Source organism: Sphingobacterium sp. BS-2, from assembly GCF_046161205.1.
Taxonomy (GTDB): domain Bacteria; phylum Bacteroidota; class Bacteroidia; order Sphingobacteriales; family Sphingobacteriaceae; genus Sphingobacterium; species Sphingobacterium mizutaii.
Map to the genome: position 1 here is coordinate 234,487 of NZ_JBIXGO010000020.1, position 21,340 is coordinate 255,826.

Annotated in this window: 17 protein-coding genes; 10 read left to right on the plus strand and 7 right to left on the minus strand. The window is 40.1% G+C overall.

Going from position 1 to position 21,340, the window contains the following annotated elements; all coding sequences use genetic code 11:
- The first annotated feature begins 193 nt into the window (after positions 1-193).
- On the plus strand, positions 194-2,794 hold the full coding sequence (clpB, locus tag ACK2WI_RS16040; RefSeq protein ID WP_409151564.1) for an ATP-dependent chaperone ClpB: 2,601 nt from the start codon (positions 194-196) through the stop codon (positions 2,792-2,794).
- A gap of 255 nt (positions 2,795-3,049) precedes the next feature.
- Here the strand turns inward: clpB and lysA are convergent, their stop codons facing one another.
- The 4 genes from lysA to serC all read right to left on the minus strand — a co-directional run bounded on the left by lysA (position 3,050) and on the right by serC (position 7,671).
- Positions 3,050-4,216, minus strand: coding sequence for a diaminopimelate decarboxylase (lysA, locus tag ACK2WI_RS16045; protein WP_409151565.1), 1,167 nt, complete (start codon positions 4,214-4,216; stop codon positions 3,050-3,052).
- 5 nt (positions 4,217-4,221) lie between these two features.
- Positions 4,222-5,535 (minus strand): aspartate kinase, encoded by a 1,314-nt coding sequence (locus tag ACK2WI_RS16050; RefSeq protein ID WP_312697530.1) that lies wholly within the window; start codon positions 5,533-5,535, stop codon positions 4,222-4,224.
- Between the two features lie 115 nt (positions 5,536-5,650).
- Positions 5,651-6,598, minus strand: a complete 948-nt coding sequence (locus ACK2WI_RS16055) for a D-2-hydroxyacid dehydrogenase (RefSeq protein WP_409151566.1) — start codon at positions 6,596-6,598, stop codon at positions 5,651-5,653.
- A 5-nt stretch (positions 6,599-6,603) separates the two neighbouring features.
- Positions 6,604-7,671 carry a 3-phosphoserine/phosphohydroxythreonine transaminase gene (gene serC, locus ACK2WI_RS16060; RefSeq protein ID WP_409151567.1) on the minus strand — a complete coding sequence of 356 codons (1,068 nt, stop codon included), beginning with the start codon at positions 7,669-7,671 and terminating at the stop codon, positions 6,604-6,606.
- A gap of 341 nt (positions 7,672-8,012) precedes the next feature.
- On the opposite strand from serC, the gene gyrA reads away from it, so the two are divergent.
- From gyrA to ACK2WI_RS16075, 3 genes are read left to right on the plus strand one after another with little or no spacing between them, the layout of a single operon-like run.
- Positions 8,013-10,577 carry a DNA gyrase subunit A gene (gene gyrA, locus ACK2WI_RS16065; protein ID WP_409151568.1) on the plus strand — a complete coding sequence of 855 codons (2,565 nt, stop codon included), beginning with the start codon at positions 8,013-8,015 and terminating at the stop codon, positions 10,575-10,577.
- Complete coding sequence (locus ACK2WI_RS16070; RefSeq protein ID WP_312697533.1) at positions 10,561-11,673, plus strand: tetratricopeptide repeat protein; 1,113 nt, start codon at positions 10,561-10,563, stop codon at positions 11,671-11,673. Before gyrA ends, ACK2WI_RS16070 begins: the two co-directional genes overlap by 17 nt.
- A gap of 17 nt (positions 11,674-11,690) precedes the next feature.
- Complete coding sequence (locus ACK2WI_RS16075) at positions 11,691-12,866, plus strand: tetratricopeptide repeat protein (RefSeq protein WP_409151569.1); 1,176 nt, start codon at positions 11,691-11,693, stop codon at positions 12,864-12,866.
- Between the two features lie 981 nt (positions 12,867-13,847).
- On the opposite strand, the gene ACK2WI_RS16080 is transcribed toward ACK2WI_RS16075, so the two are convergent.
- The 3 genes from ACK2WI_RS16080 to ACK2WI_RS16090 all read right to left on the minus strand — a co-directional run bounded on the left by ACK2WI_RS16080 (position 13,848) and on the right by ACK2WI_RS16090 (position 16,285).
- Positions 13,848-14,666 (minus strand): ZIP family metal transporter, encoded by an 819-nt coding sequence (locus tag ACK2WI_RS16080; protein ID WP_409151570.1) that lies wholly within the window; start codon positions 14,664-14,666, stop codon positions 13,848-13,850.
- 148 nt (positions 14,667-14,814) lie between these two features.
- Positions 14,815-15,285: a Dps family protein gene (locus tag ACK2WI_RS16085; protein WP_409151571.1), complete on the minus strand. Its 471-nt coding sequence runs from the start codon at positions 15,283-15,285 to the stop codon at positions 14,815-14,817.
- 40 nt (positions 15,286-15,325) lie between these two features.
- On the minus strand, positions 15,326-16,285 hold the full coding sequence (locus ACK2WI_RS16090; RefSeq protein WP_409151572.1) for an aldo/keto reductase: 960 nt from the start codon (positions 16,283-16,285) through the stop codon (positions 15,326-15,328).
- A 144-nt stretch (positions 16,286-16,429) separates the two neighbouring features.
- Here ACK2WI_RS16090 and ACK2WI_RS16095 point away from each other — a divergent pair, with 144 nt between their 5' ends.
- From ACK2WI_RS16095 to ACK2WI_RS16120, 6 genes are all read left to right on the plus strand, one after another.
- Positions 16,430-18,115, plus strand: coding sequence for a pseudouridine synthase (locus tag ACK2WI_RS16095; RefSeq protein ID WP_409151573.1), 1,686 nt, complete (start codon positions 16,430-16,432; stop codon positions 18,113-18,115).
- 43 nt (positions 18,116-18,158) lie between these two features.
- Positions 18,159-18,731, plus strand: a complete 573-nt coding sequence (locus ACK2WI_RS16100; protein ID WP_409151574.1) for a Crp/Fnr family transcriptional regulator — start codon at positions 18,159-18,161, stop codon at positions 18,729-18,731.
- 21 nt (positions 18,732-18,752) lie between these two features.
- The gene (locus tag ACK2WI_RS16105) at positions 18,753-19,322 is read left to right on the plus strand and encodes a pentapeptide repeat-containing protein (protein WP_409151575.1); all 570 of its coding nucleotides are present in this window, start codon (positions 18,753-18,755) and stop codon (positions 19,320-19,322) included.
- A gap of 315 nt (positions 19,323-19,637) precedes the next feature.
- Entirely contained in the window at positions 19,638-20,204 is a 567-nt protein-coding gene (locus ACK2WI_RS16110) for an NAD(P)H-dependent oxidoreductase (RefSeq protein WP_312697541.1), read from the plus strand.
- A gap of 18 nt (positions 20,205-20,222) precedes the next feature.
- The gene (locus ACK2WI_RS16115) at positions 20,223-20,801 is read left to right on the plus strand and encodes a DJ-1/PfpI family protein (RefSeq protein ID WP_185212224.1); all 579 of its coding nucleotides are present in this window, start codon (positions 20,223-20,225) and stop codon (positions 20,799-20,801) included.
- A complete protein-coding gene (locus ACK2WI_RS16120; RefSeq protein ID WP_093096754.1) occupies positions 20,801-21,181 on the plus strand; it encodes a hypothetical protein in 381 nt (126 codons plus the stop codon). Before ACK2WI_RS16115 ends, ACK2WI_RS16120 begins: the two co-directional genes overlap by 1 nt.
- The last annotated feature ends 159 nt before the right edge of the window (positions 21,182-21,340 follow it).

Below are 21,340 nucleotides of genomic sequence, written 5' to 3' on the forward strand. Positions count from 1 at the left end.
GTTTTGATTTCATCCATCTAAACAAAAACACTAACTAAATGACCTACAAGGCATTATTTTTCTTAATTTAAATTACATCATGTCTTTTTGACATATATTATTATTTATAACTGTCAAAATTACAGCAAAATAACTAAAAACACTGTAGGCATTCCTTTTGTTAACCTCATAATACAAATAGCTTAACTATCATATGAACTTTAACAACTTTACTATTAAAGCCCAAGAGGCAATACAAAAAGCTTCCGAAATTGCATCTGGCCATCAGCAACAAGCGATTGAGCCAGCGCATATCATGAAAGCTTTGTTATCAGTAGATGAGAATGTCATTTCTCATTTACTCAAGAAATTAAACGTCAATATCAGCTACTTAAGCCAAGAAGTCGATAAAATAATCGAATCCTACCCTAAGGTAAGCGGAAGTAATGTATACCTAAGCAACAGTGCCACTGCTGTTTTACAGAAAGCACAAAGCTTTTTGAAAGAATTCAATGATGAATTCGTATCCATCGAGCATATCTTATTGGGATTATTGCTTTCTGGCGATAAAGTATCCAGCCTATTGAAGGATCAAGGTGTTACGGAAAAAGACCTGAAAACTGCGATCAAAGAATTGAGAGGGAATTCAAGGGTAACGGATCAGAACGCCGAAGCAACCTATAATGCCTTGAACAAATACGCCAGGAACTTAAATGAATACGCTGAATCCGGTAAACTCGACCCTGTAATTGGTCGAGATGAGGAAATCAGACGCGTAATGCAGATCCTATCGCGTAGAACAAAGAATAACCCCATCCTAGTAGGTGAACCAGGAGTTGGTAAAACAGCCATTGCAGAAGGTATTGCATATCGAATCATTAAAGGTGATGCTCCTGAGAATCTGAAGACAAAGACCGTGTTCTCCTTGGATATGGGCGCTTTGGTTGCCGGAGCAAAATATAAAGGTGAATTCGAAGAACGCTTAAAAGCTGTGGTTAAGGAAGTATCAGACAGCGATGGTGAAATCATCCTATTCATTGATGAAATCCATACCCTAGTTGGTGCTGGTGGTGGTGAAGGCGCAATGGACGCTGCCAACATCCTAAAACCTGCCCTAGCTCGTGGTGAACTTAGAACAATCGGAGCTACTACCTTGAACGAATACCAAAAGTATTTCGAAAAGGACAAGGCATTGGAACGTAGGTTCCAAAAAGTAATGGTAGAAGAACCAGATACCCAAGATGCGATTTCAATTCTTCGAGGTATCAAGGAACGCTACGAGACCCACCATAAAGTAAGGATCCTGGATGAGGCCATCATTTCGGCTGTAGAACTTTCACAAAGGTACATTACAGACCGTTTCTTACCAGACAAGGCCATTGACCTTGTCGACGAGGCAGCGTCGAAATTAAGGCTTGAAATGGACTCCGTTCCAGTAGTTGTCGATGAACTTGAACGTCGCATCATGCAATTGGAAATCGAAAGAGAAGCGATCAAACGTGAGAAAGACGAGAAGAAAATCTCCGAACTCTCTGAAACCATCGCAAACCTTTCCAATGAAAGAGATTCCCTAAGGGCAAAATGGCAATCTGAAAAGACTTTGGTTGACCAAGTCAACTCCGAAGCCCAAAACATAGAGAACTACAAACTGGAAGCTGAACAAGCTGAACGTGCTGGTGACTATGGCAAGGTTGCGGAATTAAGATACGGTAAGATCAAGGAAGCACAGGATAAAGTGGATGCCTTGAAGAAAGAGCTTTCCGAAAAACAAGATAGCAGCCGGATGCTGAAAGAAGAAGTAACTTCTGAGGATATTGCTGATGTTGTATCCAAATGGACCGGCATCCCTGTAAGCAAAATGATTCAATCCGAAAGGGAAAAATTATTGAACCTTGAGGAAGAATTACATAAACGCGTTGCTGGACAAGACGAGGCGATCGAAGCCATTGCTGATGCCATCCGTAGGTCTAGAGCTGGCTTAAGTGACGCTAAACGTCCAATCGGTTCCTTTATTTTCTTAGGTACCACTGGGGTCGGTAAAACCGAACTAGCAAAAGCCTTGGCTGAATATCTATTTGATGATGAACAGGCGATGATCCGAATCGATATGTCGGAATACCAAGAAAGACATGCCGTATCTCGTTTGATCGGAGCGCCTCCGGGATATGTGGGTTATGATGAAGGTGGACAATTAACAGAAGCTGTCCGTCGTAGACCTTATTCAGTGGTTCTCTTAGACGAAATCGAAAAGGCCCATCCTGATGTATTCAATATCCTGTTACAGGTATTGGATGATGGTCACTTGACTGATAATAAGGGTCGTGTGGTAAACTTTAAGAACACCATCATTATCATGACTTCCAACACTGGATCTCATATCATCCAAGAGAATTTCTCTAAATTGAGTGATGAGAACAGAGAAGAAGTGGTTGCAAAAACCAAGGATGAAGTTTTGGATCTATTACAAAAATCCATCCGTCCGGAGTTCTTGAACCGTATTGATGAGGTGATCATGTTTACTCCGTTGTCCAGAACTGAAATTGGAGATATCGTTAGGATGCAATTTAACAGAGTTGAAAAACAACTTGCTGAACAAAACATCTTCCTAACTGCCTCCGACGAAGCTTTAGATTGGTTAGCCCAGTTAGGATACGATCCTGTTTATGGTGCAAGACCATTAAAACGTGTCATCCAAAAAAGAATCCTGAACGAACTCTCCAAAGAGATCCTTTCCGGAAAAATATCCAGAGATTCCGTAATCAAACTGGATGCATTTGATGGAAAATTCGTCTTCCTTAATAAGGACCAGGAATAAATAAAAAAAAGAACTCCTGAGCTAAATAAGCTCAGGAGTTCTTTTTTTATTTAGATGTGAGATATGAGATATGAGTATTGAGATATTAAATTAGATTTGAGTATTGAGATGTGAGTATTGAGATATCAACTGTATTAAAATTCCCCATTCTCTTGTTTAATGACTAAAAACATTCAACCATCATATGTCTGATGTCTGATGTCTGATGAATAAATATATAAAACCCTTTCTATCTCAGATCTCAAATCTCATATCTCAAATCTCCCCAGAGAACACAAACCTAATTTCATCTCTAAGATTATATTTCGAAGCCATAACCTCTCCATAGGCACCTGCGGTACGGATTGCGATTAGATCGCCGCGTTCGGATACAGGAAGGGTCACTTCTTTTCCGAAACAATCCGAGCTCTCACAGATTGGTCCAACCACATCATAGTTCAATTTTTCAGTACTGTTATTGTTGCTGCCTAATTTTTCAATTTTATGGAAGGCTTGGTATAATGCTGGACGCATTAATTCAGTCATACCGGCATCTAGGATCAGGAAGTTTTTCTTTACACCACTTTTGGTATAAAGTACCCTACTCACCAATGTTCCGGATTGAGCCACTAGGGCACGCCCTAACTCAAAATGCACTTCCTGCTGCGGAGTTCTTTCCAAGAACTTGTCGAAAACATCAAAATAAGCCTCAAAGTCTGCAAAAGGATGTGCATCGGGTTCATGGTAATCAACACCTAAGCCACCACCAACATTCAATACCTTGATCATGGTTCCGCGTTCCTCAAACCAATTCTTCCACTCATTGACCTTCACACAAAGGCTCTTGAAAACATTAATATCCGTGATTTGCGAGCCAACATGGAAATGTAGACCCAATAAATCCAGATGATCACATTCCCTAAGCACTGAAGCAGCTTTCTCCAACTCCGAATTAGGCACTCCAAATTTATTTTCATCTAAACCAGTCGTAATGTAATGGTGCGTATGTGCATCTACATTCGGATTGATGCGCAATGAAACTTGAGCTTTCACGTTCTGTTTAGCCGCCAATTCATTGATCACCAATAACTCCTGGATAGATTCTACATTAAAAGCAAAAATATTATGGCTTAAGGCCAGCTTTATCTCCTTATCAGATTTTCCAACACCCGCAAAGGTGATCTGATTTGCTGGAAAACCAGAATCAATTGATTTTTGAACCTCATTTCCACTTACACAATCAGCACCAAAGCCTTTCGATTGGATCAAGCCTAAAATCCTATCATTAAAATTTGCTTTTAGCGCATAATGAACATGGAATCCTCTTTTATCAGCTGCAGCCTTAGCCTTGTCCAATGTCTCATTCAACAAGTCCAGGTCATAGTAATAAAACGGAGTTTCATATTCTTTTAAACGTCCTAAATCAATTTGATTAATGTTCATTCTCTTTAAAAAATTCTATTATGTAACGACCTCAATGCTTCTACTTTGTGCTCAGAATCCAATAAGATGGAGACATTATAGTCTGAACCACCATAGGAAACCATACGCAATGGCAAATGCTTCACTGCATCCAATACGCGGGCAGCATAGCCATGGGTATTTGCACCAAAATCTCCAACCACACAAATGATCGTTTGGTTTCTATCTACACTCACCTTCCCGAAATCCTCCACCTCGCGGATGATATCTTCCAAATTTTTGGTCTCATCAATGGTCAAGGATACCGCCACTTCCGAAGTAGTGATCATATCGATTGGCGTTTTATAGCGCTCAAAAATTTCAAAGATCTTCCTTAGGAAACCATAAGCCAGCAACATTCTGGAAGAATGAATATGGATTGCGGTAATATCATCTTTCGCTGCAACAGCACGGATCGATCCCTTTTGTCCACCATTTTTAGAAATCAAGGTTCCAAAAGCTTTAGGGTCCATGGTATTCAACAAACGAACCGGCACATTGTATCGCTGTGCTGGGAATACACTCTGCGGGTGCAAGATCTTAGCACCAAAATATGCCAACTCTGCAGCCTCATCAAAGCTCAACTCGGCAATCGGCGTAGTGCCTTTTACAATCCTTGGATCATTGTTATGCATACCATCGATATCAGTCCAGATCTGGATTTCATCCGCTTGGATAGCGGCACCGATCAAGGATGCCGTATAATCCGATCCACCACGACGTAAATTGTCTATTTCGCCAAATGAATTTCTACAGATATAACCTTGCGTAATAAACAAACTATTATCTGGATAATCAGCCAAGATTGCTTCCAATTTTTCCTTAATAAAAGGAACCATAGGCTCATTGTCCTCATCGATTTTCATAAAATCAAGAGCCGGAAGCAATACCGATTTAATTCCTTTTTCACTCAGGTACAGATGCCATAAAGTAGTGGACATCAATTCTCCTTGAGCTAAGATGATCTTTTCTTCCGTTGGAGTGAATAGATCGTTCGACAAAGATGCAATTAAGTTAAAATGATAATCTATCAATTCCTTACCCTGCTTATATCCGTTCTCAGTGCTGAAGAGTTCCTTGATTAAAGCTTCGTACTTGTTCTTGTGTTCCTTGATCAATTCCTTGGCCTCGTCCTTCTTACCATTCAAGTAAGCTTTAGAGATTTCTACCAATGCATTTGTCGTTCCAGCCACTGCTGAAAGCACCACAATCTGACGCTCTGCGGGATTAACGATATCCAATAAACTCTGGATACGTTCAGCACTCCCTACGGATGTTCCACCGAATTTTAGAATTTTCATATCTATTTTTAAACTATTTATTTTACGAGGGTGTGAATATAAGTCTTTTAACAAAAAAAAGCGGCACAAATGCAAATAAAAGCTTTTGTGCCGCATATAATTTTATGCGGAAGAATTACTTCTTCAAGTTATCGATCAATAACTGGGCAAGCTCTTCTCCGATTCGTTCTTGCGCCTCATTGGTAGCAGCACCAATATGAGGAGTCAATGAAATCCTTGGATGATTCAAAATCTCTGCTCTTGGAGTTGGCTCATTATCAAACACGTCCAAAGCAGCAAAACCTACTTTTCCAGAATTCAATGCTTCTACCAAAGCTAGCTCTTCAATAACACCTCCTCTGGAAGCATTTACCAAACCTACACCATCTTTCAATAATGCAAATTCTTCTTTACCGATTACAGGCTTATCTGTAAAAGGAACGTGAAGAGAAATAAAGTCTGATTTTTGGAAGATGGTATCAATGTTCACTTGCTCTACAGGAACATTCACACTAACATCTCCAGCGAAGTCTAAAGTCAAAGAATTTGGTCCTTCAAATAGATCTGAATAGATAACTGTCATTCCCAAACCTAATCCGATCATAGCTGTCTCGCGACCGATACGACCAAATCCAACTACGCCTAATACTTTTCCTTTCAATTCAGAACCTGCAGCATAAGCTTTTTTCAATCCAGCAAAATTACTGTTTCCTTCTACAGGCATCTTACGATTAGAATCATACAAGAATCTAACCCCATTCAATAGATGCGCAAAAACCAATTCAGCAACTGAATGTGAAGAAGCTGCAGGCGTATTGACTACAGCGATACCTTTTGAGCGTGCATAGTCCACATCAATATTATCCATGCCGACTCCACCCCTACCAATAACCTTGATATTTGGGCAAGCATCGATCAAGGGTTGACGTAATTTCGTAGCACTACGTACCGTAACTGCATCGTATTCGTTCAATCTATTGATCAATTCATCCTGAGGTATATGGTTTGTATCCACTACAAAGCCCGCATCCTCTAATATTTTTTTACCGATAGGATCAATCCCATCGTTAGCTAAAATTTTCATAGTAATTATTTCTTCTTTTCTTCAAACTCTCTCATCGTATCCACTAATGCATTGATAGAGCTAATGCTCAATGCATTATAGATGGATGCTCTAAATCCACCTACTGAACGGTGACCTTTGATACCGATCAAGTTGCGCTCTTTAGCTAATGCCAAGAATTCAGCTTCTAATTCAGGGGTATCCATCACGAAAGTAACGTTCATTCTAGAGCGATCTTCCACAGCTGCAGTTCCGTTGAAGAATGGGTTGCGGTCAATCTCATCGTATAAAGTACGTGCCTTGATGATATTCTCTTGTTCAATAACCGAAATTCCACCTTTTGCTTTCAACCAACGAAGGTTCAACATCGATACATAGATGGAGAATACTGGCGGTGTATTGTACATAGAACCAGCTTTTGCATGCGCTTCATAATCAAAGATCGTAGGAATGGTACGTCCAGACTTAGCAAACAGATCATCTTTGATGATAACTAGGGTAACCCCTGCAGGACCCATATTTTTCTGGGCACCAGCATAGATCAAACCAAATTCAGACACATTGATCGTTCTACTCAAAATATCTGATGACATATCCACCACGGTCGTAACGGATGTGTTAGGTTTTTCAAATACTTCAGTTCCGTAGATGGTATTATTTGAAGTGTAATGGAAATATGCAGCATCCGATGGAACTACAAAATCCTTTGGAATATACGTATAATTTTTGTCGCTCGAAGAAGCAACGATCTCAACTTGCCCTACCTTTTTAGCTTCTTTGGCAGCTTTTGTTGCCCAAACACCTGTATCCAAGTAAGAAGCCTTCCCATTTTCAGGCAATAGGTTCATCGGAACCATGGCAAATTGTTGGCTAGCACCACCTTGAAGGAATAAAATGGAGTATCCAGCTGGTACTTCTAATAGTTCACGGACCAATTTCTCAGTCTCAATGACTACTTCCTCAAACTCTTTGGAACGGTGCGAAATTTCCAAGATTGATAAACCTGTACCATTAAAATCTATTACCGCTCTTGAAGCTTCTTCAAAAACCTCTTTTGGTAAAATACATGGGCCTGCACCGAAATTATGTTTCATTAGACTTGTATAATTTGTTAAAAATTAGGAGGTTAACGATTAAACAATCGTTTGACCTTAATTTGAATGCCCAAAGGTAAAATATTTTTAAAAATTTTTAAAACAAAATCCACATTTGTTTAAAATATCTTAAATTAAAAAGACATTTGCTATCATTCTCTTATTGAAAGAAAGTGCGTGTTTAAACACATTACTTCATAAAAAATATTAACAAACACCCTTGATTGTGGATATCTTTAATGATGAAATCCGTACCAAAAACCTAAAAATTTGTGTATCTTCGCCTGTTACGTGTCTTTTATAGATATAACACTTATTATATTGATTGAAACCAAAATATAATGGCTGAAGAAACAGAAAACGAAAACAATTTAGTTCCTGCCGAAAACAGGATCATCCCCATCAATATCGAAGACCAAATGAAATCTGCCTACATCGACTATTCGATGTCGGTAATCGTTTCGCGTGCATTGCCTGATGCTCGTGATGGTCTGAAACCAGTACACCGCCGTGTATTGTATGGTATGCTAGACCTTGGGGTAACGAGTGGTAAACCTTATAAAAAATCTGCTCGTATTGTTGGAGATGTACTCGGTAAGTACCACCCACACGGTGACTCATCCGTTTATGATACCATGGTGCGTATGGCCCAAAACTGGTCCATGCGGTATCCCCTAGTCGATGGACAGGGTAACTACGGTTCGATTGACGGTGACCCACCAGCAGCGATGCGTTATACAGAGGCTCGCTTAAGGAAGATTACCGAAGAAATGTTGGCGGACATTAACAAAGACACCGTTGATTTTCAATTAAACTTTGACGACTCCCTTGAAGAACCTACCGTTCTTCCTACCCGAATCCCTAACCTTCTTGTCAATGGCGCATCTGGTATCGCCGTAGGTATGGCAACCAACATGGCTCCGCACAACTTGAGCGAAGTTATCGATGGTACCATTGCCTATATCGACAATAGAGATATCGAAATCTCGGAATTGATGACCCATGTTAAAGGTCCTGACTTCCCTACCGGAGGTCTGATCTATGGATACAATGGGGTTAAAGAAGCTTTCGAAACTGGCCGTGGCCGTATCGTGATGCGTGCTAAAGCAGAGATCGAAACCACCAAGACTGGTAAAGAGATCATCATCGTAACAGAAATCCCTTACCAAGTCAACAAATCGGATATGATCAAAAGAACAGCCGATTTGGTTCAAGAAAAGAAAATCGAAGGTATCTCGGAAATCAGGGATGAATCCTCTAAGGATATCCGCGTTATCTATGAAATAAAACGTGATGCGAATGCCAATGTGGTTTTAAACAACCTATATAAGCATACCGCTTTGCAAACCTCTTTTTCGGTAAACAACATTGCCTTAGTTAAAGGTAGACCACAAATGTTGAACTTGAAGGATATGATCCACGAGTTCGTAGAACATAGACATGATGTGGTAATCCGTAGAACTAAGTTTGAATTAGCTGAAGCTGAAAAAAGAGCCCATATCTTAGAAGGTTACCTGATCGCCCTAGATCACCTAGACGAGGTAATCAAATTGATCCGTAATTCAGATACCCCAGAAGATGCACGTGTTGGCTTGATGGAGCGTTTTGCGCTTTCTGATATCCAAGCAAGAGCCATCTTGGACATGACCCTAAGAAGGTTGACAGGACTGGAACGCGACAAGATCAAAGAAGAATATGCTGAGTTGATGAAAACCATCGAATACTTGAAAGAAGTACTTGCCGATGAAAGCCTTCGCTTCAAGATCATCAAAGATGAATTAATGGAAGTGAAAGAGAAATATGGCGACGAAAGACGTTCTCATATCGTTCACTCTGCTGAAGATCTTCGTATGGAAGATTTCATCGATGATGAAGAGGTGGTAATCACGATTTCACATAACAGTTATGTAAAACGTACTCCGCTTACCGAATACCGTGTTCAAGGTCGTGGTGGTAAAGGAGCTATTGGCTCGACTACCCGCGATGAAGACTTTACCGAACATATCATCACCGCTTCTGCACACAACTACCTATTGTTATTTACTGAAGCTGGAAGATGTTTCTGGTTAAGAGCATTTGAGATTCCTGAGGGTAGCCGTACTTCTAAAGGCCGTGCACTTCAGAATATCATCAACATACCAAAAGATGAAAAGATCAAGGCTTATATTAAGGTAACTAACCTTAAGGATCAAGAATACCTTGAGAACAACTTTATCATCATGTGTACTAAGAAAGGTACCATCAAGAAAACTTCGCTGGAAGCGTATTCAAGACCGAGAGCAAATGGTATCAATGCGATCAACATCAATGAAGGCGATCAATTATTGGAAGCAACATTGACCAATGGTACTAGCGAGATCGTAATGGCACTTCGCTCAGGTCGTGCTATCCGATTCAATGAATCAACAGTAAGACCAATGGGTAGAACTGCTACCGGTGTTCGTGGTATTACCTTAGCGCACGAAAATGATGAGGTAGTTGGCATGATTAGTGTTAATAATCAAGAAACAACCGTATTGGTAGTTTCAGAAAAAGGATACGGTAAACGTACCGATATCGATGATTATAGAATTACCAATCGTGGTGGTAAAGGTGTAAAAACCATTAATGTTACGGACAAAACTGGTGAACTGGTTGCCATTAAAGGCGTTACGGATGAGAACGACTTAATGATCATCAATAAATCTGGAATTGTAATCCGTATCGGAGTTGAAAGCTTACGTGTAATGGGTCGTGCTACCCAAGGTGTGAAATTGATCACTTTGAAAGACAACGACGAAATTGCATCAGTTACCAAAGTTGAAAGACAAGAGGAAGAAGAGGAATTAGACGTTGAAGGTGCTGAAGGAGCAGAAAACCCAACAGACAATGATTCAGCTAACACGGAGAATGAAGAACAAGAATAGATATATTTCAAGTGCTTTAGGAGCAATATTACTATTGGGTGCCAATAGTGCTTTTGGACAGTCTGCTTATAAAGAAGCCAGCAATGCCTTTGCATTATACACCCAAACTGGTAACATCGCAAACCTTGATAATGCCAGGAAACAAATCGACAATATCTACAAGACCAGACGCGACTCTTCCAAAACCCGCGTAAATGTCTTAAGAGCTATGGTATTGAGTTCAATTGCTTATGCAGATTCTACAAGGACCATTAAGTTGAATGCCGATCCTATCGATCTGACCTATCAAACTATGGATAGGATCGATAAGAAAGATAGATCTGGCTATTCAGGTGAAATCAGCTATGTCAACCAAAACTTGGCTGCTGCATTGATCTACCGCGCTAATAAATCCCTCGAGAACAAAAAGTTTGATGAAGCCTTTGCCGATTTCAGCAAAGTGGATGCTTTGGATGCTAAAAGTGGCGATGTAACCTACAATTTAGCATTATTGGCGAGCAAGGCAGGTAAACCGGAAGAAGCGATCAAATATTATGGCAAGATCCATGAATCTGGCAATATGACGCCTAACCAGTATATCGAGTTGGCTAACCTTTACGACCAATTGGACGAAAAGCAAAAAGCGCTTTCAACCTTGGAAGAAGGAAGGACCAAATATGCTGAAGACAAAGCTATATTGTTCTTGTTGATCGATAAATATGCGAAAAGCAATGCCTATGACGCTATCGTTCCGATAATAGAACAGGCAATCAAGCTAGAGCCAGAAAACATAGAGTTAAATTACCTGGCAGGTTATGCAAATGAAAATGCCAATAATTTAGAGATAGCAAAGACTTACTACGAAAAGGTCCTTGAACTGGATCCAAATAATTATGAGTCTAATCTTGCATTGGGGCTGATCAATTTGAATACCTTCTTAAAGGATGCCGAGAATCAAGAAGCACAGTATAATGCCCAAAATTATTTGTTAAAAGCAAATGAGATAAAGCCTTATGAAATAAATGCTTTGAAATCCTTAGCTTTATTCTATCAAAAGACCGAAGATGAAACTCAATTAGATCGAGTGAATCTATTGTTAAACCAACTTACGAATTAAACAAACAATAAATAGATATGAATTTAAGAAAATCGATATTATTTGTAGGATTGCTTTTTGCAACCAGTTCCACTGCCCTTTTTGCACAGTCGGGCAATGTGAAAAAAGCAAAAGCTGCAATTGTAAAGTTTGAAGAACTAAAAGGAGCAGGTTCTGCTGAATTAGGTAAATCAAACCTTACTGCTGCCAAAGAAGCAATCGATGCTGCAGTTGTACACGACAAGACGAAAGATGATCCAGAAGCATGGACATACTATGCCCTAGTTTACTCAAACCTAGCTAGCTTGGACAAGAGTGCTGAAGACGCTACTAAAGCGCAAGACGCAATCAAAAAAGCTACTGAACTTGATACAGACAAAAAACACGCCGAAAACATCGCTGTTGCTGGTCAAACTTTAGGTCAGTACAAATTCAACCAAGGTGTTGCAGCTTGGGACAAACAAGATTTTAAAACAGCTTATTCAGACTTTAGCGATGCTTTAGTTTACCTTCCTGGTGATACTACCTTAACCTTCTACTCTGGTTTAGCGGCGGTACAAAACAAGGAATACGACAAAGCAATCGAAAAATACAAAGAGCTAGTTCCAGTTAAGGAATATTCAAGCCATAAAACAATCATGGTTGACCTTCCTAAACTTTACCTTCAAAAAGGTGATACTACATCAGCGATCGCTGCTGCTGCTGAAGCTGTAGCTGCTTATCCTAATGATAATGATGCTGTTGTTCAAAACATCGAATTGAACCTAATCACTGGAAATGAGGCTAAGATTGTATCTGATATCGAGTCTCAAGTAGCAAAAGACCCACAAAACAAAAGCCTTCACTACTACCTAGGCCTTGCTTATGGTGCTTCTGGCGATGCTGAAAAAGCATTGGCTTCATACCAAAAAGCAATCGAGATCGATCCTAACTACCTTGAAGCGAACACAAACGCTGCTGTAGTTATTATGAACGGTGGCCGTGATGAATTGATGAAGTTGAACGAAGACAAATCAGTTCCTGCTGCTGAATACAACAAAAAAGTAGAAGCTATCAAAGGTAAAATCGCTAGAGCGGTACCTTACTTGGAAAAAGCTGTTGAGCTTGACGCTAAAAACGTAGACGCTTTAAGAAACCTTAAAAACTACTACGATTTTATGAACGACGAAGCAAAATCTGCTGAATTACAAGCTAAAATTGAAGCCCTAAACTAGGCTTAGGAAAAGATAAAAAAAAAGGGATGGCCAGTGGTCATCCCTTTTTTTGTTTGATGGTTGGATGGGATGAGATGCTGGTATTTAAGAGTTGAACCAGGATTGATGGGATGCGGAGTTCGGCTCCGCTCACCCACCGGATGGACCAAGATTTTGGCATAAACGTGGCTTCTCGAACTATATTTGACTATATTACGGTAGGGGCGTATCGCATACGCCCGCTGACATTTGAACCAGGATTGAATGGGATGAGAGGATGGACCAAGATCAGGGTATGAACCAGGATTGATGGGATGCGGAGTTCGGCTCCGCTCACCCACCGGATGGATCAAGATTTTGGCATAAACGTGGCTTCATGGACTATATTTGACCATATTACTGTAGGGGCGTATCGCATACGCCCGCTGACATTTGAACCAGGATTGATGGGATGAGAGGATGGACCACGATCAATAAATAGTTTATATACAGGTTGGAATGTCTAATTGTATAAGCCCGCTTTATGATTTTGTTTGTATTGGCGTACAGGTCCTCCATCTTCGATGGGGATGACAGCAGGTATTTGGACATTTGCGTACAGATTCTTCACTTTTCGTTCAGAATTGGAAATGCGCTAAAGAGCGATTCTGAACAATTCGTGAAGAATCTGTACGGTTCTACTACCACATGTGCTGTCATTCTTTACCGAAGGTAAAGGACCTGTACGCCAATGCTGTTCTTAATAAATCCAGTTGAATTTTTGTATGGTTCCGAGATTCTTCCTGCGTCAGAATGACGCGCTGTGGGAGATAGCGAAGGTACTGGAACATTACGCCAATGCTCCTATTTAAAATTTTGTATGGTTCCGAGATTCTTCCTGCGTCAGAATGTCGCGCTGTGAGAGAAAGCGAAGGTCATGTAAAGTACGCCAATACAAACAAAATAATGTAACGGGCTTATGCAATAAGCCCCTACAAAGCGTAACACAGTCTTATGTCTTCCTTACCCTAAAGCCACATCCAATACCATCATCACCACAAATCCCAACACAAATCCTAGGATTGGGATATCGGAGTGTTCTTCTTGTTGTGTTTCAGGGATGACTTCTTCGATAACCACGAATATCATGGCTCCTGCAGCAAAGGAAAGTGCATACGGAAGGATGGGCATAAAGAATCCTACAGCAAATGCGCCAAGAACGGCGAATACGGGCTCTACTACAGCGGAAAGCTGTCCGTATTGAAAGCTCTTCCATCTTGATAGTCCCATTCTACGTAGGGGCATGGAAACGGCGATACCTTCAGGAAAGTTCTGCAAGCCGATACCCATGGCCAATAATACAGCGCCGGTGATACTAGCTTCAGGGATCCCTGAGGCAGCACCTCCAAATAATACCCCTACGGCCAATCCCTCGGGAATATTATGCAGGGCAATCGCTATGGTCAATAAGGTAGTTCGATGTAAAGAAGATTTCGGACCTTCTGTTTTTAAGAAATTAAGGTGTAGGTGGGGCATTAATTTATCCAAGCCAAAGATAAAAAGCGCACCAAGGATAAAGCCAATTGCCGATGGCATGACCTTGCTAAACCCTTCTCCGGAACTCATTTCAATGGCTGGTGCCAATAATGACCAAAAACTAGCTGCAATCATGACTCCACCCGTAAAACCGAGCATGCCATTCAGCAACTTTTTATTGACCCCCTTAAAAAGAAATACGCCGGCGGCTCCTACGGCAGTTACACCCCAAGTGAACAATCCAGCAAATAATGCAGCAACAACAGCATTCTGTTTTCCAAGAAATTCTACTAATTCGTCTATCATTTGATCCAGCGGAAAATAATTTTTTGAAATTAACTATTCTAAACAAGAATTCTAAAAAATAACGATAATAAAACAAGAAGCACCCGATTGGGTGCTTCCTAAAAATTTCTTATCCGGACCTCCGTGATCCAGCGATATTTTTAACTGCTTATCTTACATGCGATCTCAGCATCCAAGCATTTTTCTCGTGTTTTTCCAAAAGGCCAACCAGAAAATCCTCTGTACCAGCATCATTATGCTCCTCCGCTAATTTAATATCCTCCCTTAAGGAGATAATCAAGCTCTCGTAATCATTTAATAATTCCGTAATAAAACCTTGACTATCATTCTTTTTATACTTCATTTCCGTCAGTTGGGTAAGTTCCAGGAATTCTTTCATGGTCCCTACGGCATAATGTCCAATAGCACGAACACGTTCTGCGACTTCATCGATAATTTCTGCCAATTCCGTGTACAGCTCTTCGAAGAAAACATGTTGCGCATGGAAATCTGGACCTTCGACATTCCAATGTGCGTTCCTTACTTTGGTATACAGCACGTTTTCATCTGACAAGAGTTTGTTTAACAATCCTGCAACTACTTTAGTGTCATTTTCTTTTATTCCGATATCAGTTTTCATAGTTATAAATTTTATGTTAAATGTTTAATGTTGTTTATTATTAATAACGACTTGCGTCATTTAGTTTTTCAATTGCTTCTTCTCCAAGTCTCAATTGCAACGCAGCAACAAAACTCTGTAGATGTGCATCTTTTGTAGCACTAGCAATGGGTGCAGTAATGGTAGGCTGTGCCAATAACCAAGCTAAAGCCACCGAAGAAGCTGATGTTCTGTAGGCAGAGGCTACCTCATTCAGTGCCGCGACAATTCTTTTACCACGTTCATTCCAATAGCGTTTTTCAATACCCTCTCCCCTTGCTGACTTAGAAAAATCATCGTCGGTCAAGTACTTGCCGGACAAAAAGCCACTGGCTAAGGAATAATAAGGAATCACAGCTAACCCATACTCCTTCACGGTTGCTTCATATTCCTGTTCATATTTTTCCCGATCGTATAGATTATACTCTGGTTGTAAGGAAATATATTGGGGTAAAGAAAGCTTAGAAGAAGTGTCCAAACTCTCTACCAAGCGGTCCGTTGAAATATTGGAAGCGCCGATGTACCTTACCTTTCCTTCTTTTACCAAATCATCGTAAGCCCTTAATGTTTCCTCCACAGGCGTAGTGGTATCATCATAATGTGTCTGATATAAATCAATATTATCCGTCTTAAGCCTATTTAAAGACAGCTCTACTTGTTCTTTGATATAAGGAGCTGAGGTGTTTTTCTTACTGTCGTAACTAAAGCGTCCACCCACTTTAGTCATCAAAACGATTTTATCTCTATTTTTTCTTTCTTTTAACCAATTTCCGATGATGGTTTCCGACTCGCCCCCGACATTTCCCGGTACCCAATGCGAGTAGTTGTTTGCCGTATCGATGGCATCAAATCCCAGGTCCAGAAAACCGTCTAGGATTTCAAAGGATTGCTTCTCATCCAAAGTCCATCCAAAGACATTACCACCGAAAATAATCGGTACGATATTCAGATCTGAATGGGCCAATTGTACTGATTTCTCCATTTTTCCGTTTTATTTTAACATTAACAATATAGCCATTTTTTAGGTGATTAAGGCCGATTTCAGGGAGTTTATTGTCATAAAAAAGTCGATAAATCCTCGCCTTATCCGAACTATTATTATTTTTGTCCTTTGCAAAATTTAAGAATGTCTACTTCAGCCCCTTACTTCCATCATTTCCAAAAAGATACCTCAGGAATTGAACTTCCTTTGCGCTTTACCTTTCCTTTTTGCTATGACCCGCATGAGTTGAGCATCTTGGCCGCTGAGCAGGTGCAAGCATATTTGGAAAGCCAAAAGGATTTCAACCATAACTTTGGCTTGATCGATGGACAAGATGGCCTAGTGATCGGGAAAATGTTTGGTGTACTGGTTGTCCAAGATGAAAATGGTAGACTCGGGTACTTAGCTGCCTTTTCCGGAAAAATGGCCGGCACCAATAGGCATAAATTCTTTGTCCCTCCTATTTTTGACATGTTAGACCCCGATGGCTTCTTTTTAAAGGAAGAAGAACATATCAACCAGATCAACCGAAATATTGAGCAGCTTCAAAAATCGGTTGAATTGAAGGAACTGAAAGAAAACCTGATCATTTGCAAAAAACGTGAGGATCAAATACTATCAGATCTGAGAAAACTGCACAAGAAAAACAAAGCTGAACGAAAAGAAAGCAGGAATTCTCAAAAAACAACGCTGTCAGAAACCGAATACCAAGACCTTCTGGAAGACCTGATCAAGCAAAGCTATAGAGATCAACATGATTACGATGTGCAAAAGGAAAGCTCTGCCCAGCAAATCCAATTGGCTGAGGAGGCTTTGAACCATATCGTGGAGCAAATTGAAGAGCTGAAGTTAGAACGTAAAATCAGATCTTCGAATCTCCAAAATCAACTATTTGACCAATACCATTTCCTAAATGCCCAGCAAGAATCCAAATCGGTGCTTGACATATTTAAGGAAAGTAAAAACATCCAACCGCCAGCAGGTGCAGGTGAATGTGCCGCTCCTAAATTGCTGCAATATGCGTTTCAGCGTAATCTGAAACCAATTTGCATGGCTGAATTTTGGTGGGGCTCCTCTCCTAACCAAGAAGTAAGAAAGCATCAAAATTATTACCCAGCCTGTCGAGGAAAATGTGAACCAATCCTGGCACATATGCTCATTGGATTGGAGCTGGATGCAAATCCTATGCTCGAAAACCCTGCAGCTGACAAGGAATTGGAAATCCTATTTGAAGATGAAGCGATCATTGTGGTCAATAAACCTGCTGAGTTCCTTTCCGTACCTGGAATCAATGTACAAGACAGCGTTCAGGCCAGGATCCAGAACCAGTTTCCCGAAATAGATAGTCCTTGGATCATCCATCGATTGGATATGTCGACCTCAGGAATACTTGTCTTGGCAAAAACTAAGGAAGCCCATCAATTTATTCAGGATCAATTCATCAAGCATACCGTAAAAAAGAGATATACTGCACTTTTGGACGGAATCATTACGGAAAAGGAAGGTCTGATCGATCTCCCTTTGCGAGTCGACTTAGATGACCGACCTAGGCAAGTGGTTTGTTACGAATATGGAAAACCTGCACAAACTCAATATAAAGTCGTAGCGATTGAAGGGGATAAAACGAGGATCCATTATTTTCCGCTAACGGGAAGAACCCATCAATTGAGAGTGCATTCTGCGCATGTAAAGGGACTTAATTGCCCAATAACCGGAGATGATCTGTATGGCAAGCGAGCTAATCGCTTACACTTACATGCAGGTTTTATTCAATTTGTCCATCCTCTGACCAAGACTTCGGTTAAATTTGAGTTGAGCGACCCATTTTAATTCCAAGGCTTTTTCTTTATATTGTAGAAATAAATTTCCACCCATGGAAGTATTAAAATACGCCTATCAGCATCCACTACTAGAAGCAGCAGATTTAGAACAGATTTATCATGCTCATGAAAAAGTAAATTTGACCAAAGGAGATTATATCTTAGAAAAGGGTCAGATAGCCAATGAATATTATATTCTGGAGGAGGGTTTAGTTCGTACCTATTTATACGATTATGAAGGTAATGAAATAACCACAGGCTTTACTGGAAAGAACGAAGTGGTCATCGAAGTGGCCTCTATCTTCCAACGAATACCTACCCAAGAATATATACAATGCCTTACCGATTGCTGTTTATGGAAAATCGATTATGAAAGCTTCCAGGATCTTTTCCATAAGATCCCCGCTCTTCGAGAATGGGGTCGCGCATGGATGGCATTTGAACTTTACCTCAGCAAGAAAAGGGCAACGGAGATGATCACCGAGCCCGCAAAAATGCGATACCTCCATCTGATGGAAGAAAAACCGCAGATCATACAGCAGGCTCCGCTCAAGTTTATAGCCTCTTATTTAGGGGTTACCGACAGTTCCCTGAGCCGAATCAGAAAAGAGATCCTTAACGATTAATTTTATACATTTTATATTAACATGGAGTACTTTGAAGACCAAACCTTCAAGAACATTAATTTTCAAGAGCAGCCTTTTGCCAAGGCTGAATATGAATATTGCCGATTTGAACAGTGCAATTTTGAGGGGCTGAACTTAAACGAGGTTAAGTTTATAGATTGTATATTTACGGAATGCAATCTGTCCTTATCCAAGATCGAGCAGACCAGTTTCCAGGATGCTAAGTTCAAGAACTGTAAACTCTTGGGCATGCGGTTTGACAGTGCAAACCCTTTTAACCTACAGTTGGAATTTGAAGGATGCAGTCTAGACCATAGCTCTTTCTTCAATTGCAATATTAAAGGAACGAAATTCATAAACTGCAGGCTGCTGCAGGTGGATTTTGAAAATGCGCAGCTAAGCAATAGCAGTTTTGATGGGTCGGACCTCAATGGAAGCCAATTTTTCAATAGCCAACTTGAAAAAGTAGATTTCCGGGGCGCGCAGAACCTACTGCTTGATCCAGACCAGAACAAAATCAAGTCAGCTAAATTTAGCTTGATCAGTTTGCCCGGCCTTTTGCAGAAACATAAAATTTCAGTTAGTCATTAAACTAACCAAAATATAAAAATAGTCCACAAAGAATCCTTTCCACCTAAACCAAAAAAGAAATGGATTTTTCAGCTTGATTTTATGGTTCTATGTTCAGCCTTATTCGAGACATGTTTTCAAATTTCCGAACATGTCTCGAATAAGGGTAAAGCTTGACTCGAAGGTCGTGCCACTACAAATTTCCAAAATATAATTTTTTGGAATTGGAAAAAAATGCGGAAATCAGGCTCTTTTTGCGAATGTTCCAATGTCATATTTGGCTAATATCTCAACCAGACATTCTAAATCTCAGACATATTCCTTAAATTTAGGGATATGAAAATATTGGCATTTGGAGCGAGCAATAGCTCAGATTCAATCAATAAAAAATTAGTAAACAGTGTAAGTAAGTATTACAAGGAAATAGAAGACGAAATCCTCGTTTTAGATATCAACGATTTTGAACTTCCCCTATTTTCAAAGGACTTAGAAAAAGCGATTGGCATTCCGGAAGCTGCCCAAAAGTTTGCCGACCATATCGACTGGGCAGATTTCATCATCATCTCCTTTGCGGAGAACAATGGCAATTACAATGTTGGATACAAGAACTTGATTGACTGGGTTTCCAGGATCAAAGGCAGGAAGGTTTTCCCCGAAAAACCGGTTTTTCTATTGGCAACCAGTGAGGGCGGCCGTGGAGGACAATCCGTATTAGAAATTGCGACTGCCAGAATGCCTAGGGATGCTGCCCAGGTGTTGGAGACTTTCTCCTTGCCTGAATTCAGCAAAAACTTTGAAGAAGGGAAAGGTGTTATAAGCAATGTATTCAGAAGCCAATTGGAAGCAAAAGTCAGGAAGACAAAACGACTGATGGCAGAGATATTAAATAAAGGACAACAGTAAAATTAAATTTTCAATATTATGGCAAAGAAAGTATTATTATTAGTTGGTGATTACGTAGAGGACTATGAAGCAATGGTTCCTTTTCAAGCAATGGAGTCTGTTGGGATTGAAGTAGACACCGTGGCTCCTGACCGTAAAAAAGGCGATGTTGTTCCTACGGCAGTCCATGATTTCACCGGAGATCAAACTTACAAGGAATTAAGAGGACACAACTTTGCGATCAACAAAGACTTTGACTCGATCAATACCGAGGATTACGATGGCTTGTACATTGCAGGTGGCCGTTCGGCTGAATATATCCGTTTAAATAAACGCGTATTGGAGATCACCAAGGACTTTTTTGACAAGGATAAACCTGTTGCGGCAATCTGTCACGGCATCCAGGTCTTGACTGCTGCCAAGGTTTTACAAGGAAGGACATTGACAGCTTATGTGGCAGTGGGTCCAGACATCGAATTAGCAGGTGGTACTTGGAAAAACATCCCTGCCGACCAAGCAGTGGTTGATGGCAACTTGGTTACTTCACCAGCTTGGCCAGGTCATCAGAACATCCTTAAGGAATTCTATAAGCTATTAGGCGTTAAGATTACCCTATAATGGAGAAAAAGAAGAAGAAAATATGGTTTATTGCCATACCATTGATTTTGATCTTGGGTTATTTCATTTACGATGCTTATTCCCAACCTTCCATTGAGGATCTGCCCGGTGGATTTGAAGAGGTAGCATTTGTACGCAATGAAAACAACAAAGGTGGAATCATCAGGATATACGCTGTGACTGTGAAGGATCCATTAAACGCACAGTATGATCAATGTGCCGATTTGTTCCCTGTAAATGATTATGGCAGTGTTACTAAGATCTATTTCTTTGACAAGGACAAACCTTATCCTAGCAGTCTTCAACTAGAAGATCCCCATTACGACAATAGCAAGTATGAAGCTATCAATATATTAAGTCGTCGAGGTGTGAGTAAATAAATCATCAAAATATTAAATAAAGAAAGCTGCAATATTAAATTATTGCAGCTTTTATTGTTTAACGCAATATTATTTTCTTTTATAAATATTTATTTATAATTTTATAAAAATAAAACATTTAACAAACATTAATTTAACCTAAAGGTTGTTTTCGAATGA

Bases quoted from the DNA above. Each gene is read 5' to 3' on its own strand.
- ACK2WI_RS16110 (WP_312697541.1), top strand. From the start codon at position 19,638: ATGAAAATATTGGCATTTGGAGCGAGCAATAGCTCAGATTCAATCAAT.
- ACK2WI_RS16095 (WP_409151573.1), top strand. From the start codon at position 16,430: ATGTCTACTTCAGCCCCTTACTTCCATCATTTCCAAAAAGATACCTCA.
- serC (WP_409151567.1), bottom strand. From the start codon at position 7,671: ATGAAACATAATTTCGGTGCAGGCCCATGTATTTTACCAAAAGAGGTT.
- ACK2WI_RS16085 (WP_409151571.1), bottom strand. From the start codon at position 15,285: ATGAAAACTGATATCGGAATAAAAGAAAATGACACTAAAGTAGTTGCA.
- ACK2WI_RS16070 (WP_312697533.1), top strand. From the start codon at position 10,561: ATGAAGAACAAGAATAGATATATTTCAAGTGCTTTAGGAGCAATATTA.
- ACK2WI_RS16105 (WP_409151575.1), top strand. From the start codon at position 18,753: ATGGAGTACTTTGAAGACCAAACCTTCAAGAACATTAATTTTCAAGAG.
- ACK2WI_RS16075 (WP_409151569.1), top strand. From the start codon at position 11,691: ATGAATTTAAGAAAATCGATATTATTTGTAGGATTGCTTTTTGCAACC.
- ACK2WI_RS16055 (WP_409151566.1), bottom strand. From the start codon at position 6,598: ATGAAAATTTTAGCTAACGATGGGATTGATCCTATCGGTAAAAAAATA.
- ACK2WI_RS16090 (WP_409151572.1), bottom strand. From the start codon at position 16,285: ATGGAGAAATCAGTACAATTGGCCCATTCAGATCTGAATATCGTACCG.
- lysA (WP_409151565.1), bottom strand. From the start codon at position 4,216: ATGAACATTAATCAAATTGATTTAGGACGTTTAAAAGAATATGAAACT.
- clpB (WP_409151564.1), top strand. From the start codon at position 194: ATGAACTTTAACAACTTTACTATTAAAGCCCAAGAGGCAATACAAAAA.
- gyrA (WP_409151568.1), top strand. From the start codon at position 8,013: ATGGCTGAAGAAACAGAAAACGAAAACAATTTAGTTCCTGCCGAAAAC.
- ACK2WI_RS16115 (WP_185212224.1), top strand. From the start codon at position 20,223: ATGGCAAAGAAAGTATTATTATTAGTTGGTGATTACGTAGAGGACTAT.
- ACK2WI_RS16080 (WP_409151570.1), bottom strand. From the start codon at position 14,666: ATGATAGACGAATTAGTAGAATTTCTTGGAAAACAGAATGCTGTTGTT.
- ACK2WI_RS16100 (WP_409151574.1), top strand. From the start codon at position 18,159: ATGGAAGTATTAAAATACGCCTATCAGCATCCACTACTAGAAGCAGCA.
- ACK2WI_RS16050 (WP_312697530.1), bottom strand. From the start codon at position 5,535: ATGAAAATTCTAAAATTCGGTGGAACATCCGTAGGGAGTGCTGAACGT.
- ACK2WI_RS16120 (WP_093096754.1), top strand. From the start codon at position 20,801: ATGGAGAAAAAGAAGAAGAAAATATGGTTTATTGCCATACCATTGATT.